This window comes from Microvirga sp. 3-52 (assembly GCF_018383585.1).
Lineage (GTDB): Bacteria > Pseudomonadota > Alphaproteobacteria > Rhizobiales > Beijerinckiaceae > Microvirga.
The window spans coordinates 37,104-53,832 of sequence record NZ_JAHAMK010000025.1; the positions used below are offsets into that span (position 1 = coordinate 37,104).

Consider the following 16,729-nt stretch of genomic DNA (forward strand, 5'->3'; position numbering starts at 1 on the left):
CGCGCCGGCACGGCCTGGCGGCGTCTGCTATTGGATTCCGTTCAAGGCACGATAGGAGCGGATGACCTGACTGTCGTCCTCATGGCCGTCTCCGCGTCCCGAGGTTGCAAGGAACATCTGATGGGCCGCCGCGGCCAGGGGAAGCGCCGCCTTCGTGTCCCGGCCCGCATCGAGAACGATGCCCAGGTCCTTCACGAAGATGTCGACGGCGCTGGCGACCTCAGGGGCCGGCTGCAGCATGCGCTGTCCTCGATCCTTCAGCATCCAGCTCGAGGCGGCGGACCCGCTCAAGATCTGCAGCAGGATATCGAGATCGACGCCGACCTTCGAAGCCAGGGCGAAAGCCTCCGCGACGACGGCGATGTGCACGCCGCAGAGGAGCTGGTTGACGGTCTTGACCATGGCGCCCTGGCCCGGGCGCTCGCCGACATGGAAAACCTTGTCGCCCAGCGCGTCGAAGAGCGGCTTGACGGCCTCGAAGGTGTCGCGGGACCCGGCGGCCATGATCGTCAGCGTGGCTGCCTTGGCGCCCGCGACGCCGCCCGACACGGGAGCGTCGATCAGACGCCTTCCGGCCCGTCGCACCCGCTCCTCGATGGCTTCCACCGCTGCAGGAGGGCAGGTTGCCATCAGCGCGACCACGCCGTTCTCGCGCAGCTTCTCCAAAGCGCCGCCTTCGAAGAGCACGGACTCGGCCTGGGCCGCGTTCACCACCATCAATATCAGGACATCCGCGCCGCTTGCCGCTTCACCCGCACTTCCCGCGCTCTTTCCTCCGGAAGCCTCGAGCGCGCTGAGGGCATTGGTGTTCAGGTCGAACCCGGTGACCGGGAACCCCTTCGTCAGGAGATTCGACGCCATCGGTAGTCCCATGGCGCCAAGGCCGACAAATGCAACGCGGATCATTTCGTTCATCCCTTGCGGTCGTGATTATCGATACTGTGCCGGCCTGATCGTCAGAGCGAGTGTCGTGTCCGACTCATGCTTTAAGTAGGACGGCCCACGGGCCAGTAAATCACCGCGGACTTCCCGGTAACGGTCAGGCTCGTTGACCTATGTGCCGCGACCATGGACCCGCTGTGAGGGCCGTCGACGTCACTGCTTGATATGAAGCGGTTCTTCCTAGAATATCCTGTCCAACAACATCCGAAGCCTGCGTCAGACGGGCCGGGAATGAACGGGGCCGGGAGGAAGCGTATGCCTGGATGCGAGCGCGCGGCTTGGGCGTTCCAGAGGTCGGCCGCCGATCCGGATGAAATTGTCCGGGCTCATGATGCTGCGGACAGGTCCTTGTCCGGCCAGCGCGAAGCGGCAGTTCCATGAGTTCCTGCCCATGAGTTCCCGCGAGATCCGAGCCGCGGCATCCGCCTTGGAAGCGTCCCGCGAGCTCATCCCTGTCACATTCGATCCGGCTCTCGACGGCGCCGACCCTTGGAGGACATGGCCGGCGATCGGTTGACTTCAACGGCGCGGCTCACCCGGGAAGGCCGCGCATGTCACCAGAGATCCCGGATCATGGAGGAAGCGAACGATGACCCTGTCTAGACGTGATCTGCTTCTTGGAACGGCGGGCCTCGCCGCAGGTGCGGCGGGAGCCCAGCTTCTGAATGCCGGGCCGGCTTTCGCGCAGGCAGCCGCCCCGCAGTACAAGCCAGAGCAGGGCGCCACCTTGCGCGTGCTGCGCTGGACGCCCTTCGTGAAGGGGGACGAGGATTCCTGGCTCGCCAATACGAAGAAGTTCACCGAGGCGACGGGCGTCGAGGTGCGTGTCGACAAGGAAAGCTGGGAGGACATCCGCCCCAAGGCGGCCGTCGCGGCCAATGTCGGTTCGGGCCCGGACGTCATGCTCGTCTGGTTCGACGATCCGTTCCAGTATCCGGACAAGCTCCTCGACGTCACCGACATCGGCAACAGCTTCGCCAGCAAATACGGCGGGTATTATCCGGGTCCCGAAGGCTACGCCAAGCAGGGCGACAAGTTCATCGCGCTTCCCCTCGCGGCGATCGGCAACGGCATCCTCTACCGGGACAGCATGGTCAAGCAGGCGGGCTTCTCGAAATTCCCGGAGAAGAGCGACGAGTTTCTCGAATTGTGCAAGGCCCTCAAGGCCAAGAGCAAGCCGGCCGGATTCGCGCTCGGAAAGGCCGTCGGCGACGGCAACAACTTCGCCCACTGGATCGTCTGGAGCCATGGCGGCAGGATGGTCGACGAGGGCGGGAAGGTCGTCATCAACTCGCCGGAGACCATCAAGGCGCTGCAATATGCCCGCGAGCTCTATCAGACCTTCATCCCGGGCACGGAAAGCTGGCTCGACATCAACAACAACCGGGTCTTCCTGGCAGGCGACGTCTCGGTGACGGCGAACGGCGTCTCGCTCTACTACTCGGCCAAGAACGATCCGAAGATGGCGGAGCTGGCGCAGGACATCCGCTCGACGACCATGCCGATCGGGCCCGTCGGCCAGTCCGTGGAGCTGCACCAGACCACCTCGGCGGTGATCTTCAGGTACACGAAGTTCCCGAACGCGGCGCGCGCCTACCTGCAGTTCATGCTCGACAAGCCGCAGATGGATGCCTGGATCACCGGATCGAGCGCCTATTGCTGCCCGCCCTTGAAGGGCCTGATCGACAATCCCGTCTGGACGTCGGATCCGGTGCACGAACCCTACAAGCGTGCCTCTTCGACCTTGCGTCCCAACGGTTACGCGGGCCCGCTCGGCTACCCCTCCGCCGCCACGATGGCGGATTACGTCATGGTCGACATGGTGGCCGAGGCTGCCACGGGACAGCGCACGCCTGAGGAAGCCGCCAAGCGCGCGGAGCAGCGGGCCAACCGCTACTACCGCGTCTGACAACCTGAAGGGGCGGTGCGCGTGCACCGCCCCTTGTCCTGTGTTGACGATCCCGGAGGTGCTCCATGGTCGATGCCGCCCTTACCCGCGCCGGCGCGACGGCTGCGACCGCACGTACGCCCCTGATGCAGAGCAAGCTCTTTCTCGGCCTGCTCTTCATGCTGCCGGCCGCCATATTCCTTCTGGTCTTTCTNGATGCAGAGCAAGCTCTTTCTCGGCCTGCTCTTCATGCTGCCGGCCGCCATATTCCTTCTGGTCTTTCTCTCCTATCCGCTCGGCCTCGGCGTCTGGCTCGGGTTCACCGACACGCGCATCGGCCGCACGGGCGTCTTCGTCGGGCTGGAGAACTACCAGCTCCTCTGGGAGGACAGCATCTTCTGGCTCTCGGTCTTCAACACGATCCTGTATACGGTGGCGGCCTCGATCCTGAAGTTCATGCTGGGCCTCTGGCTCGCCCTTCTCCTCAATGAACATCTGCCCCTCAAGGCCATCATCCGCGCCGTCGTTCTTCTGCCCTGGGTGGTGCCGACGGTTCTTTCGGCGATCGCCTTCTGGTGGATCTACGACACCCAGTTCTCGATCATCTCCTGGGCGCTCCTGGAGCTCGGTTGGATCTCCTCGCCCATCAACTTCCTGGGCGATCCGAACAATGCCCGCGCGACGGTGATCCTCACCAATGTCTGGCGCGGCATTCCCTTCGTGGCGATCACCTTGCTGGCGGGGCTTCAGACGATCTCGCCGTCGCTCCATGAAGCGGCGACCCTCGACGGTGCGACCTCCTGGCAGCGGTTCCGCTTCATCACCCTGCCCATGCTCTCGCCCCTGATTGCCGTGGTGATGACCTTCTCGGTCCTGTTCACCTTCACGGATTTCCAGCTCATCTACGTGCTGACGCGCGGCGGTCCTCTCAACGCGACCCACCTGATGGCGACCCTGAGCTTCCAGAGGGCCATTCCCGGCGGTCAGCTGGGCGAGGGCGCGGCCATCGCCGTTGCGATGGTGCCGTTCCTTCTCGCGGCCATTCTCTTCAGTTATTTCGGGCTGCAGCGCCGGCGCTGGCAGCAGGGAGGAAGCGACGCATGACCTCTGGCGCCAGACCTGTCGATCCTGCTGCCGCCGACGACAGCGTCGGTATGAGCTATCTCAACCGTACGCCGCAGAGATTGCTCACGGTGTACCTGCCCTTGGGCGTCTTCGTGTTCGTCCTCCTGTTTCCTTTCTACTGGATGACGATCACGGCCCTGAAGCCCAACGAGGAGCTCAACAACTTCCGTGACTACAATCCGTTCTGGCCCTCCAGTCCGACACTGGAGAACATTCGCTATCTTCTGTTCGAAACGTCCTATCCCGGCTGGCTCGTCAACACGATGGTGGTGGCGATAGGATCGACGTGCCTGTCGCTCGTGGCATCGGTGTTTGCGGCCTATGCCATCGAGCGCATCCGCTTTCCGGGTTCGCGCTGGACGGGCCTGGGGATTTTCCTGGCCTATCTGGTGCCGCCCTCGATCCTGTTCATTCCGCTGGCGGTCATGATCTTCAAGTTTGGGATCTACGACACGAAGCTCGCCCTGATCTTCACCTATCCGACCTTCCTGATCCCCTTCTGCACTTGGCTGCTGATGGGTTACTTCCGCTCCATTCCTTACGAGCTGGAAGAATGCGCTCTCGTCGATGGGGCGTCGCGCTGGCAGATCCTGACGCGGATCATGCTGCCGCTGGCGGTCCCGGGCCTCATCTCGGCGGGCATCTTCGCGTTCACCCTCTCGTGGAACGAATTCATCTACGCGCTCACCTTCATCCAGTCCTCGGAAAACAAGACCGTGCCCGTGGGCGTGCTGACCGAGCTCGTGCGCGGCGACGTTTACGAATGGGGAGCCCTCATGGCGGGCGCGCTCCTGGGGTCGCTGCCGGTCGTGCTGCTCTACTCGTTCTTCGTGGACTATTACGTGTCTTCGATGACAGGTGCGGTGAAGGAATAAGTGACGATAAACGACCGGCGAAAAAAGTGCTTCGGCCCGGTGACTGGGCCGGAGCAGACGGCGCTGAAGGGTGGGAGTTCGTCGGAGACTGATCCACAGGTCATCTGCCTTGAGGTGGGGGGCAACACCCTCCAGCAGGTTCTGCATATTCCCTATGAGAGAGGGAGGCCTACATAGTCGTGTGCCGCTGCCCATGAGGATACTTTCTTGAACACCTTGTCCCCGTCGGGAAGTCCAGCACGAGCCTCTGTCGAGGCTGGCATCTTCCCAACCTTCTTCCTGTCAGGTTTCGAGTGCTCCACCTTCATCTGGAAGGATCAGGGCCGTCGCAATCTCGTGGCCGAAACGCAGCACCACAAGCATGTGGAGGAAGATTATGCCTTCCTGCGCTCGCTCGGCATCGCGGTCGCACGGCAAGGCATCCCCTGGCCTTTCGTGGACAGGGGCGGGACTTACGATTTCTCGGGGCTCGATCCCTTCGTCGAGGCCATGAACCGCCAACAGATCCTGCCCATCTGGGATCTGTGCCATTACGGCTATCCTGACGACGTCGATCCTTTCGCTCCCGAATTCGCGGACCGGTTCGCTGCTTACGCGAGAGCGGCGGCGGAATACGTGACGCCGCGCATTCGCGGGCCGCATTTCTTCACGCCGATCAACGAGATCACCTTCTTCGCCTTCATGGGCGGCGAGTGGGGCTGGACGGCGCCGTTCGGCAAGACGGACGAGCAGCGTCAGAAGCTGCGTCTCGCCCTCTGCCGGGCCGATATCGCGGCGGTCAAGGCGATCCGAGAGGTCGATCCGCAGGCGCGCATGGTGCACATCGATCCGCTCATCCTCGTGGTCGCGCCCAAAGATCGGCCGGACCTTCAGGACGAGGCGGACCGCGAGACCTTCGAGGACACCTTCTATGCCTGGGACGTGATCGCCGGACTGCGCCACCCGGAACTCGGCGGCTCCCCGGACGTGCTCGATATCGTCGGGGTCAACTGCTACTCGTTCGGTCAGATGGAATATCGGGAGAATGGCCCCCATGCTTCGCTCGAACCTCATGACGAGCGAATCCGGCCGCTGGGCGATCTCCTCACATACGCTTGGGAGCGCTACCGCCGTCCGATGATCGTGGGCGAGACGAGCGGCCTGCGCGAAGGCCGTCCGGACTGGCTCTGCGACATCGTCGAGGAGTCCCTCGCGGCCGTCCGCAAAGGGATCGATCTGCATGGGGTGTGCTTGTTCCCGGCCGTCGACATGCCCGACTGGCACACCGGCGAATGGCTGCACAACGGCCTGTGCGATCTGGTCGAGGAGAACGGCACACTGAAGCGGGTGCCGTTCCAGCCTTACATCGACGAGCTGAGGCGGTGGCAGATGCGCCTGAACCGGGTGACGGAACTCGACGAGGATCCGTTCAGCGATCCGGTCGATCTCTCCGACATCAGGAAGGCCGCCGATGAGATGAAGATGACCTCGGACAAGGATTGGTGCTGAGGTCAACGAACCACCGGTTTCGCCGCGGTGATCAGCCCAGGGTGGCTACGCTCATGTCTCCCTGCTCCGACAGTCGGGGGCCGAATTGCGACGTGCTGACGGTCGGCCGGCCAGTGATGAATTCTGCGCAGCGGCTTCCGAGCATCATCGCGGGCGCATTCGTGTTGCCCGCATTGATGGTGGGCATGGCCGACAGATCGCAGACCCGCAGGTTCTCGATACCACGGACGCGGAGGCTGGAATCGAGGACGGCCATGGGGTCGCTCGCCGTGCCCATCCGGCAGGTTCCACTCGGATGGTAGTTCGTTTTCACGAAGCGCCGGCAATGCTTCATGATGGCCTCGTCGCTGAGATCGTTCGGGTCGGGGATCGAGACGCGCTCGATCCGTTCCGCCAATGGACTGGTCTGGAAGGCACGGATGAAGTAGCGCTGGCCGTCGATCATGGTCCGCGCGTCATCGGGGTGGCTCAGCAGGTTGGGCGAGACGAGGGGCATATCCTCCGGATCGCCCGAGCGCAGGCGGACATAGCCGCGGGATTTCGGTTTCACCACGACCGTGGTGATCGTCAGCCCATAGGTGTCCTCGACCAGCCCGAGCGTGTCCCGGTCGAGATAGATGATCGGCACGCAGAAGGCCTGGATCGTCGGTTCCGCATCCGGATCCCTGGGATTGACGAAAGCCCCGGCTTCGACGCCGGCCGAGAGGATCGGTCCTGAACCGAACAGCCGGAAATGAAGGCCGTTGAGGAGCATCCGCCATCCGACGCCCTGCTTGTAGTAGCCATAGGGCCCGTTGGCTTTCGCGATGAGGGGCACCTCCGGGTGGTCGATCAGGTTCTCTCCGATGCCCGGTAGGTCGGCAATGCAGGCGATCCCGTGCTCCCGCAGCTGATCGGCCGGGCCGATGCCCGACAGCATGAGGAGCTGCGGCGTGACGAGGGCCCCGGACGCGACGATCACCTCGCCGTCCGCATGAACCCGATGGTCGACACCCTTTGCGTCACGATAGGTGACGCCGACCGCGCGGCCGTTCTCGATCTCGATCCTGCGCACCCGCGACTGAAGGCGGATGACGAGGTTCGGGTTGTCCGCCAGCGGCGCCAGGAAGGCATAGGCCGCGCTGCTCCTTCGGCCGCGCCGGTTCATGAACTGGTAGAAGCCGACGCCCCGCTGCTTCGACCCGTTGAAGTCCGGGTTGAACGGTTCTCCGAGGGCCTGGATGGCCTGCACGAACCATCGGGACATGTCGTTGATGTGGCCGGGATCCGAGACCAGCAGCGGACCGTCAGCGCCATGGAGCTCATTGTAGAACCTGTTGTTGCCCTCCATGGTGCGGAAGTGGGGCAGCACGTCGGACCAGCTCCAGCCGGGGTAGTCGTTTTCCCCGCGCAGCATCTCGTGCCACTCGTCGTAGTCCGAGGGGCGCCCGCGCATGTAGACCTGCGCGTTGACCGACGAGCCGCCGCCGAGAACGTTGGCCTGAGGGATGTCGTGCACGCGGCCATCCAGATGGTCCTGCGGAACCGTGTGGTGATACCGCATGTATTTGCTGCCGTTGATCATCTTGAAGATGCCGGGCGGCATGTCCAGGAGCGGATGGCGATGGGAGTAACCGCCCTCGAGCAACAGCACGCGCCTGCCTTCGTTGACAAGCCGCGCGGCCGCGACGGAACCGGAGGAGCCGCCGCCGACGATGATATGGTCGAAACGCTCGTTCATGGATGCACCTGCTTCGCTATCGGCCGATGACGGTCGGTGTCTCAGGCCCTGATCGTGTCGAGACCCTTCCAATCGAAGGCGATGCCGTGGCCAGGACGATCCGGCGCCAGCGCGAAACCATCTTGGATCTTGAGCGGTTCGGCGATGTAGCGCTCGAGCCCAAAGCCGTGGGCTTCGAGATAGGAGCGGTTCGGGCAGGCTGCGAGCAGATGAACGGTCACGTCGTGAGCGCCGTGGCTGGTGACCGGAAGATTGAAGGCCTCCGCCAGATGGGCGATTTTCATGAACGGCGTGACGCCGCCGCAATTGGTGACGTCGGGCTCGGGATAGGTCACCCCGCCGCCGGCCACGTAGAGCTTGAACTCCCAGAGCGTGCGCAGGTTTTCACCCGCGGCGATCGGCAATCCGCCCTCGCGCACGATGCGGGCGTGGCCTGCGGGATCGTCCGGGATGGTCGGCTCCTCGAGCCAGGTGAGGTCGTAGGGCTGCAGGGCCCGCGCCGCGCGGATCGCGCCATCGACGCTCCACTTCATGTTGGCGTCCGCCATCAGCGGGAAGCCGGCGCCGAGATGCTCGCGCATCGCCTTCACCCGCTCCACATCCTCGAACAGGTTGGCGCGGCCGACCTTCATCTTGATGGCGCGGAAGCCCTTGGCGAGATTGTCGTCCGTCTGGCGCAGCAGCTTGTCGAGGGGCAGGTCGAGATCGATGCCGCCCGCATAGCACGGCACCTTGGCGTCGAAGCCGCCGAGCGCCTTCCAGAGGGGGAGGTTGGCGCGCTTGGCCTTGAGGTCCCACAGGGCCATGTCGAAGGCGGAGAGCGCCAGGACCGTCGGCCCGCCACGGCCGCCGTAATGGAGCGCCCACCACGCCTTGTGCCAGAGGCGCTCGATTTCATCGGCCTCTTCGCCGTCCATGATCTCGGGGAGCTCGCGCGCCAGGATCGTGTCGATGGCGGCACCGTTGCGTCCCACCGTGAAGGTGTAGCCGACGCCCTCGGCTCCATCGGCATCGCGAAGGCGCACCGTGTTCAGCTCGAAGGCGCGCATCTCGCCGTGCATGGAATCGGTCAGAACGGTCGGCAGCGGGATGCGGTAGAAGCCGGGTTCGATGGAGGTGATCCGGGGCATGGTTATCCTTCGTTTGCTCGATGATCGAATGCGTGACCCGTTACGAGGCCATCTCTTCGTTGCGCATGCTCAACCTCGCCTGGATGGCGACGACGAGCAGCAGGAACGCGCCCCGGATGACGGATTGCCAATAGGCCGAGAGGCTGATCCAGCCGAGGCCATTCTCGAAATTCAGGATGTTGAAGATCAGCCCGAGCAGGAGCACGCCCGCGAGCGTCGAGCCGACGGAGCCGAGACCGCCCGTGAGGAGCGTGCCGCCGACCACGACCGCCGCGATGGCGAAGAGCTCCCAGCCGACCCCTTCGATGGGCTGGCCCGCGCCGAACTGCGCCGCGAGGATCACGCCCGCGAGACCCGCGAGGCCGCCGCTCGCCAGATAGACGAGCGCCTTCACCCGATTCGCCGGAAGGCCCATGAGGCGCGCCGCATCCTCGTTGCCGCCGATCGCCAGAACGGTGCGCCCGAAGGACGTCAGGTTGAGGACGAGCGAGCCGACGAGATAGGCGACCAGCGCGATCCAGGCCGGAACGGGAAAGCCGAGGAGGTCGCCCTGGCCGAGCTCGGTGAAGCCCGATTCATAGGACACGGAGACGGATTGATTGCCGGCGAGCAGCAGCGCACAGCCGCTCGCCGCCAACATCGTGGCCAGGGTGGTGATGAAGGGCAGGATGTTGAGCCGCGTGATGATGAAGGCGTTGCAGGCGCCGACCGCCAACCCGGCGGCCAGTCCGCCGAGCAGCCCCGGCAGGACGCCGTAGGGAGACAGCAGGGCGGCCACGACGCTGCCGAGCGCGGCGGTCGAGCCCACCGAGAGATCGATGCCGCCGGTGATGATGACGAAGCACGTCCCGAGCGCGACCAGCGCGAACATGCTGTTGTAGCGCAGGACCGAGAGCACGTTGAACGCGCCGAGGAAGTTCTCGTAGCGCACCCAGCCGAACAGGATCAGGGCGACAAGCGCCAGGAGGACGCCGTAGCGCCCGATGCCCTGGAAGAGTTTGAGCGTGGTGGGGTTCATCGACGACCTCAGCGATGGCTCTGCCGCTGTAGCCAGACGGCCAGCACGATGATGACGGCCTTCGCCACCAGGGCCGCCGCATCCGGCACGCCGTTGGCGAGCAGCGTATAGCGGACGAGCTGGATGATGAGCGCGCCGACCAACGTGCCCGTCACCGTCGCCCGGCCGCCGGTGAGAAGCGTGCCGCCCACGGCCACGGCCGCGATGGCGTCGAGCTCCATGCCTAGGCCGACGAGATTGGCGTCCGCGGCAGAGTTGCGGGCGATGACGATGAGACCCGCGATCCCGGACAGAAGGCCGCTGATGAGATAGACCCGCTGCTTCACCGAGACCACGGGAATGCCCGCGAGCCTCGCGGCCTTCTCGTTGCCGCCGATGGCGAGGATCTGCCGGCCGAACACGGTGCGTCTGAGCATCCAGGCCGCGGCCGCGACGATGACGACCATCAGGATCGCCTGGAAGGGGATGCCGAACACGCGCCCGAGGCCGATGAACTGGAAGCTCGGCAGGTTGAACACCTGCAGGTTGCCGTTGGTGAAAACCTGGGCGATGCCGCGCCCTGCGATGAACAGCACGAGGGTCGCAATGATCGGCTGGATTCTCAGGCGCGTCACCAGCCAGCCGTTGAACCAGCCCAGCGCCGCCGCGACGAGAACGGGCACCACGAATGCCAGCGCGATGCCGACGGCCGGGTGGGGCAGGGGGAAGAGCTTGCCGAGGAAGATCAGCGGCGCCAGCGCTCCGGCGATGGCCATGAGCGCGCCGACGGACAGATCGATGCCGCCGGTGGCGATCACGAGGGTCATCCCGACGGCGACGATCACGATGGTGCAGACCTGCGTGAGGTTGACGTTGAGGGTCTGCCAGGTGGCGAAGTTCGGGGTAATGGCGAGATTGACCAGGATGAGAAGCGCCAGGGCGATCCAGGCGCCGTAGCGCGTCAGCGCGAGCCTGATGTCGAAACGAGGCGCCCCTTGCGCGGGAGGAAGGGTGGTGGCGGATTCAGCCATGGGCCTTCTCCCGGGCATCCTCGTGGCCATGGGCCATGGCGGCCATGACGCTCTGCTCGTTCACGGAATCTCCCTTCAGTTCGGCGGCCGTATAGCCGTCGCGGAGCACGAAGATGCGGCTGGCCGCCTCCACGACCTCCTCCAACTCCGAGGAGATCATGAGAACGCCGAGGCCCTGACCGGCGAGCTCCCGGATCAGGCTCAGGATCTCGGCCTTGGCCCCGACGTCGATCCCGCGGGTGGGTTCGTCGAGGATGAGCAGTTTGGGATTCATGCACAGCCAGCGGGCGAGCAGCACCTTCTGCTGGTTGCCGCCCGACAGCTCGCGGATGCGCTGTTCGGGTCCGGCACAGCGGATGCCGAGGCGCTTGATGAAGCGGTCGACGATCTCATGGCTGCGGCCCTCGTCCACGATGCCGCGCCGGGCGAGCTGCGGCATGAGCGCGAGCGTCAGGTTCTCGCGCACGGACATGTCGGGAATGATGCCCTCGAGCTTGCGATCCTCCGAGCAGAAACCCATGCCGGCCTGGATCGCATCCGACGGGGCCGCAATCCCGTTCGCGCTTCCGGCGAAGGTGACGGTGCCGGCGTCCGGCTTGTCGGCTCCGAACACGGCGCGCACGGATTCCGTCCGACCGGCCCCGAGAAGCCCGGCGAGACCCGCGATTTCGCCGGGCCGCACCTCGAAGCTGACATCGCGAACCTTGCGACTGACGGCAAGGTTTTCGACTTTCAGGACCGGCTCGCGCGCTTCGCTCTCGAGGTCGCCCGCATTGTGTTTGTCGTGCAGAACCTGGGTCAGCTCCCGTCCGAGCATGGCGGTGACGAGATCGAGCCGCGACAGCTCCGCCAGAGGAGCCACCTGCACGGTGCGCCCGTCGCGCATGATGGTGACGCGATCGCAGACGGCGTAGAGCTCGTCGAGCTTGTGGCTGACGAAGATGACGGACACGCCGGCCGCCTTGAGCTGGCGGATGACGCCGAACAGCACCTCGACCTCGCGTTCGTCGAGCGATGACGTGGGCTCGTCCATGATGACGAGCCTGGCCTCGAAGCCGATCGCTCGGGCGATGGCGACCATCTGCTGCACGGCCGTCGGATAGGCCATGAGCGGACGATGCACGTCGATGTCGATGTTGAACCGGGCCAGGAGCGCGCGGGCCTCCGCGTGCATGGCAGGCCAGTCGAGGAAACCGAAGCGCCGCTTCTCGCGACCCAGACAGATGTTCTCCGTCACGGACCGGTAGGGCACCAGGTTGATCTCCTGGTAGATCGTGCTGATGCCGGCGCGCTGCGCCTCCTGCGGCGAGGAGAATTCCGCCGGCCTTCCGTCGAACAGGACCTCGCCCGCATCCTTCCTGTAATAGCCGGTCAGGATCTTGATCATCGTCGACTTGCCTGCGCCGTTCTGGCCGATGAGGGCATGGACTTCGCCCTTCTCCACCACGAGTTCCGCCGCGCGCAGGGCCGGTATTCCGGCGAAACGCTTGTCGATGCCGTGCATGGTGAGAAGCGGCGCCATGAAAGGTCCGTCGATCTGTTCGGCCAAGCGAAGAAGGGCGCTGTCCGTCGACATGACAGGCAGCGCCCTTCGCGTTCAGTATGCGTCGGCGATGAGCTGGGTCGCGTTCGACTTGTCGAAGAAGCGGTCGGTGTTGATCACCCACGGCTCGATCTGCTCGCCTTTGGCATAGCGAGCCAGGGTCTCGAAGGCCTTCGGTCCGAACTTCGGATTGCACTCGACGGTGGCCAGCATCTTGCCGTCGATGATGGCCTGGAGCGCATCGCGGGTGCCGTCGACGGAGACGACGATCACGTCCTTGCCGGGCTTCTTGCCGGCCGCCTCGAGTGCCGCGATCGCCCCGATGGCCATCTCGTCGTTGTGGGCGTAGATGGCCGTTGCATCGGGGTGCGCTTGCAGCAGCGTTTCGGCAACCTGCCGGCCCTTGTCGCGGGCAAAGTCGCCGGACTGGGATGCGACGATCTTCATGCCGGAATGGGCCTTGATGTAATCCTCGAAGCCCTTGCGGCGGTCATTGGCCGGCGAGGAGCCGGTGGTGCCCTCGAGCTGGATGATCTTGGCGTTGCCGTTCATGGCCTTGGTCAGGGCCTCGGCCGCGCGCTTGCCTTCGTCGACGAAGTCGGAGCCGATGAACGTGACGTAGTCACGACCGGCCTTGGCGAGGCTCTGATCGACGTTGCGGTCGAGAAGCACCACCGGAATGCCGGCCTTCTTGGCCGCCATGACGGCGGGAATCAGGGGCTTCTCCTCGCGCGGGGCGAGGAAGATCAGGTCGACGCCCTGGGCTATCATCGAGTTGACGTCGGCCACCTGCTTGGCGGCGGAACCGGCCGCGTCCGTGTAGACCAGTTGATGACCGAGCTTGGCGGCCTCGGCCTTCATGCTCTCCGTCTGCGCGATGCGCCACGGATTGTTCGACTCGGTCTGCGCGAAACCGACCTTGTACTTCTCTTTCTGCTTCAGCTTGGGCAACTCCTGCGCCGAAGCGCCGCCCAGGCCGAGTCCGATGGCAGCGACACCCGTCGCGAGCGCAAGGAAAGTCCTTCTCAGCATCATCTTCCTCCATGAAGTTCTCATGCCCCTTGACGGGGTTCTTGAGGGATTGCCGCAGCTCTTACGGCTGCGGGTCGTCACCAACGGACATAGGTCGTCTGCTTGCGCAGATATCCGTCGAAACCGTATTTGCCGTCCTCGCCGCCGAGGCCGGAGTGCTTCCAGCCCGTATGGAAGCCTTGAACGAGCTCGCCGCAGGGGCGGTTGACGTAGAGTTCGCCAAAGGCGAGCTCCCGCGAGAGCCGCATGACCCGGCGCAGATCGTTGGTGTAGACATAGGCCGAGAGGCCGTAGCTGCTGTCGTTGGCGAAGCTCAGCGCCTGCTCGAAGCTGTCGACCGTCATGACGGGCGCGACCGGGCCGAAGATTTCCCGCTGCATGACCGACGCCTTGTTGGTGTCGACCCGCAGCACCGTCGGCTCGAACCAATGGCCGCGGGAGAAATCGCCTTCCGTGAGGCGGTGTCCGCCCGCAAGCACCTCGGCACCGGCCGCGATGGCGTCGTTCACGATCTCCTCGACCTTGTCGACCTCGGGCCGGTTCACCTTCGGGCCCATGTCGGGATTTGTCATGGGGTCGGCGAGACGCATCTGCTTCACCCGGGACACGAACTTGTCGAGGAAGGGCTCTGCAATGCTCCGATGCAGATACATGCGTTCGTTGCAGGTGCAGATCTGCCCGCAATTGGTGAACCGTGAGACGATCGCGGCTTCCACCGCCGCCTCGATGTCGGCATCGTCGAGAACGATGAAAGGCGCCTTGCCACCGAGCTCCAGGCGCACGACCTTCAGTTCATGCGCGCCCGCGGCATAGATTTCACGACCGGCGCGGACGCTGCCCGTCATGGTGATCATGGCGCTCAGGGGCGAGCGCACCAGCGCATCGCCGACTGTGCGCCCGTCGCCCGTCACCACGTTGAGTACGCCCTTCGGAATTCCGACCTCATGGGCGAGGCGGGCGATCTCGAGGGCCGACAGGGGCGTGGATTCGTGGCCCTTGACGACCATCGTGTTGCCCGCCACGAGGGCAGGGCCGATCTTGCGCGCCGCCAGGGCTGCCGGATAGTTCCATGCCGTGAGGCCGACGACCACGCCGAACGGAACACGGCGGATCCAGACTTCCTCGTTCTGGAAATCGGACGGGAGAATATCGCCCTCGATGCGCCGCGCGCTTTCGGCCGCGAAGGTCAGAAACGTGATGACGGCGTCAATCTCGCCTTCAGCCTGATTCAAGGGCTTGCCCTGCTCCAGCACGACAACCCGGGCGAGATGCGCCTTCTCCCGCTTCACGGCTGCGGCGAGATCGTTGACGTAACCGGCGCGCACGATCGGCGGCAGGGCTGCCCATGCGGGCTGCGCGCGTCGCGCCGCCTCCAGGGCGGCTACCGCGTCCTCCGCCGTTCCGGCGGGAACGGTTGCGAAAACGACCTCGTTGGCGGGGTTCTCGACATCCGACCGGTCGGCGGATCGTCCGTCCGTCCAGGCCCCGTCGATGTACATCTGGTAATGGGTCACGTCCTCAGCGCGGGTAGCCTGGAGCGAGCCGGTCATCGGGCGCCCTCGCAAGATCCCAGACGGGAAGGCTGCGGATCGGAGTTCGACAGCGGAGTGGCTTGGAATGGCGTCACCAGTCTCTCTCCCTGAATGCTCGATCTGAGCATCTCGAAACAAACACCGTTTACCGGCTTATTTGGTTCGACCGAAATCAGGATGGTCGGACAGCCGATAGCTGTCAAGTGTCATCATTTTCCGGTTTCCGGGCTGCGATGAGCCGTGTTTTGCCGTCAATTCTCATGCATCCTAAGCACTTGGCTTGTGATCCGTTGGATTTTGGTCCGACCATATGGTATAGGTTGGCTGCCCGTCGATCGGCTGTGGTTCGTTCCGGACAGGTTCTCGATCTTGAACGACGAAGAGGTGACCATGGACCTGAGCGAGAAGCTGGATGGCCACGGAGCAGCCGGGACGGCAGGGCGCCGGTCCGATGCCGTGGCAGCCGAACTGGCGCGGATGATCCAGACAGGAGATCTGCAGGAGGGCGAGCGCCTGCCGGCCGAGCGCGAGCTGATGCAGCGCTACGGCGTGAGCCGGACCGCCGTGCGTGAGGCGATCGTTTCGCTGGCCAATCGCGGCTTCATCGAAACCCGCCTCGGCCACCGGCCGATCGTACGGAAGGCCGATTACGAAATCGCCGTCGACCGGGTCGGAAATCTCGTCGGTCATCTCATGGTCGACCGGGAGGGCGTCTGGAATCTGTTCGAAACGCGGATCTTCATTGAAGGCGGGCTTGCGCGCTGGACCGCCAAGCATGCGCGACCTGTCGATCTCGAGGAACTTCGGTCAGCCCTCGAGAGCAATCGCCAGGCGATCGGTGATCCACTCCTGTTCGACGAGACGGATGCTGCCTTCCACGCGGTTCTTTACCGGGCGCCGGGAAACCCGATCTATCCGGCCATTCACAAGGCTTATGTGGAATGGCTCACCCAGCACTGGCGCTCGATGAAGCGTGGCGCGGGAATCGACCAGATGAATCATGCGGGCCATGTGGCGATCTTCGAGGCGATCGTGGCGCGCGATCCCGACGATGCCGAGGAATCCATGCGGCGGCACCTCGTTGCCGCCTGGGAATTCGTCCGTTCGACGTTTCCAACGGACAGATAAGGGACGCCTGCGGACTCGTCGAAGGTGGACTTGCATCACGTGCGATGCGGGCGCGCGTGCCGTCCTATCGCCGCGAGATCGGCCCGGTCGAAGAAGCGCTCAGTGTCCGCCGAGGCGCGGATGACCGGCAGAGGGCCCGAGGCAGATCGGAACGACACGACTCTGGCGCCGGCAATCCCCATCGAGCTCCGTGAGGCACGTTCTCTATAACGAACAAATCTGCGTGCCAAGGGATGAATACCGGCCGGAATCTGACCCGTTTGAAGGAGCATGCCTGCACAATCTAGAACAAATTTCT

Annotated in this window: 13 protein-coding genes; 5 read left to right on the plus strand and 8 right to left on the minus strand. The window is 64.5% G+C overall.

Annotated elements, in window-relative coordinates:
• Positions 1 to 27: 27 nt before the first annotated feature.
• Complete coding sequence (locus KHP60_RS17800) at positions 28 to 915, minus strand: NAD(P)-dependent oxidoreductase (protein ID WP_213565671.1); 888 nt, start codon at positions 913 to 915, stop codon at positions 28 to 30.
• Between the two features lie 616 nt (positions 916 to 1,531).
• On the opposite strand from KHP60_RS17800, the gene KHP60_RS17805 reads away from it, so the two are divergent.
• The 4 genes from KHP60_RS17805 to KHP60_RS17820 all read left to right on the plus strand — a co-directional run bounded on the left by KHP60_RS17805 (position 1,532) and on the right by KHP60_RS17820 (position 6,318).
• Entirely contained in the window at positions 1,532 to 2,851 is a 1,320-nt protein-coding gene (locus KHP60_RS17805; RefSeq protein ID WP_213565672.1) for an ABC transporter substrate-binding protein, read from the plus strand.
• 195 nt (positions 2,852 to 3,046) lie between these two features.
• Positions 3,047 to 3,934, plus strand: a complete 888-nt coding sequence (locus KHP60_RS17810) for a carbohydrate ABC transporter permease (RefSeq protein ID WP_213565673.1) — start codon at positions 3,047 to 3,049, stop codon at positions 3,932 to 3,934.
• Positions 3,931 to 4,830 (plus strand): carbohydrate ABC transporter permease, encoded by a 900-nt coding sequence (locus KHP60_RS17815; protein WP_213565674.1) that lies wholly within the window; start codon positions 3,931 to 3,933, stop codon positions 4,828 to 4,830. The genes KHP60_RS17810 and KHP60_RS17815 overlap by 4 nt, the downstream gene beginning before the upstream one ends.
• Before the next feature lie 207 nt (positions 4,831 to 5,037).
• Positions 5,038 to 6,318: a family 1 glycosylhydrolase gene (locus KHP60_RS17820; RefSeq protein WP_213565675.1), complete on the plus strand. Its 1,281-nt coding sequence runs from the start codon at positions 5,038 to 5,040 to the stop codon at positions 6,316 to 6,318.
• A gap of 31 nt (positions 6,319 to 6,349) precedes the next feature.
• Here the strand turns inward: KHP60_RS17820 and KHP60_RS17825 are convergent, their stop codons facing one another.
• The 7 genes from KHP60_RS17825 to aldA all read right to left on the minus strand — a co-directional run bounded on the left by KHP60_RS17825 (position 6,350) and on the right by aldA (position 15,321).
• A complete protein-coding gene (locus KHP60_RS17825; RefSeq protein WP_213565676.1) occupies positions 6,350 to 8,038 on the minus strand; it encodes a GMC family oxidoreductase in 1,689 nt (562 codons plus the stop codon).
• Between the two features lie 41 nt (positions 8,039 to 8,079).
• A complete protein-coding gene (locus KHP60_RS17830; RefSeq protein WP_213565677.1) occupies positions 8,080 to 9,168 on the minus strand; it encodes a mandelate racemase/muconate lactonizing enzyme family protein in 1,089 nt (362 codons plus the stop codon).
• A gap of 40 nt (positions 9,169 to 9,208) precedes the next feature.
• Complete coding sequence (locus KHP60_RS17835; protein ID WP_213565678.1) at positions 9,209 to 10,186, minus strand: ABC transporter permease; 978 nt, start codon at positions 10,184 to 10,186, stop codon at positions 9,209 to 9,211.
• A gap of 8 nt (positions 10,187 to 10,194) precedes the next feature.
• Positions 10,195 to 11,196: an ABC transporter permease gene (locus tag KHP60_RS17840; protein WP_213565679.1), complete on the minus strand. Its 1,002-nt coding sequence runs from the start codon at positions 11,194 to 11,196 to the stop codon at positions 10,195 to 10,197.
• Positions 11,189 to 12,718, minus strand: a complete 1,530-nt coding sequence (locus KHP60_RS17845; protein ID WP_213565696.1) for a sugar ABC transporter ATP-binding protein — start codon at positions 12,716 to 12,718, stop codon at positions 11,189 to 11,191. Before KHP60_RS17845 ends, KHP60_RS17840 begins: the two co-directional genes overlap by 8 nt.
• A 75-nt stretch (positions 12,719 to 12,793) precedes the next feature.
• On the minus strand, positions 12,794 to 13,774 hold the full coding sequence (locus KHP60_RS17850) for an ABC transporter substrate-binding protein (protein WP_213565680.1): 981 nt from the start codon (positions 13,772 to 13,774) through the stop codon (positions 12,794 to 12,796).
• Between the two features lie 74 nt (positions 13,775 to 13,848).
• Positions 13,849 to 15,321 (minus strand): aldehyde dehydrogenase, encoded by a 1,473-nt coding sequence (aldA, locus tag KHP60_RS17855; RefSeq protein ID WP_249688898.1) that lies wholly within the window; start codon positions 15,319 to 15,321, stop codon positions 13,849 to 13,851.
• Between the two features lie 351 nt (positions 15,322 to 15,672).
• Between aldA and KHP60_RS17860 the strand changes: the two genes are divergently transcribed.
• Positions 15,673 to 16,431, plus strand: a complete 759-nt coding sequence (locus tag KHP60_RS17860) for an FCD domain-containing protein (RefSeq protein WP_249688899.1) — start codon at positions 15,673 to 15,675, stop codon at positions 16,429 to 16,431.
• The last annotated feature ends 298 nt before the right edge of the window (positions 16,432 to 16,729 follow it).

Excerpts from the sequence above, each read along its gene's own strand:
- KHP60_RS17800 (WP_213565671.1), bottom strand. The coding sequence starts at position 915 with ATGAACGAAATGATCCGCGTTGCATTTGTCGGCCTTGGCGCCATGGGA.
- KHP60_RS17805 (WP_213565672.1), top strand. The coding sequence starts at position 1,532 with ATGACCCTGTCTAGACGTGATCTGCTTCTTGGAACGGCGGGCCTCGCC.
- KHP60_RS17810 (WP_213565673.1), top strand. The coding sequence starts at position 3,047 with ATGCAGAGCAAGCTCTTTCTCGGCCTGCTCTTCATGCTGCCGGCCGCC.
- KHP60_RS17815 (WP_213565674.1), top strand. The coding sequence starts at position 3,931 with ATGACCTCTGGCGCCAGACCTGTCGATCCTGCTGCCGCCGACGACAGC.
- KHP60_RS17825 (WP_213565676.1), bottom strand. The coding sequence starts at position 8,038 with ATGAACGAGCGTTTCGACCATATCATCGTCGGCGGCGGCTCCTCCGGT.
- KHP60_RS17830 (WP_213565677.1), bottom strand. The coding sequence starts at position 9,168 with ATGCCCCGGATCACCTCCATCGAACCCGGCTTCTACCGCATCCCGCTG.
- KHP60_RS17835 (WP_213565678.1), bottom strand. The coding sequence starts at position 10,186 with ATGAACCCCACCACGCTCAAACTCTTCCAGGGCATCGGGCGCTACGGC.
- KHP60_RS17840 (WP_213565679.1), bottom strand. The coding sequence starts at position 11,196 with ATGGCTGAATCCGCCACCACCCTTCCTCCCGCGCAAGGGGCGCCTCGT.
- KHP60_RS17845 (WP_213565696.1), bottom strand. The coding sequence starts at position 12,718 with ATGGCGCCGCTTCTCACCATGCACGGCATCGACAAGCGTTTCGCCGGA.
- KHP60_RS17850 (WP_213565680.1), bottom strand. The coding sequence starts at position 13,774 with ATGATGCTGAGAAGGACTTTCCTTGCGCTCGCGACGGGTGTCGCTGCC.
- aldA (WP_249688898.1), bottom strand. The coding sequence starts at position 15,321 with ATGACCGGCTCGCTCCAGGCTACCCGCGCTGAGGACGTGACCCATTAC.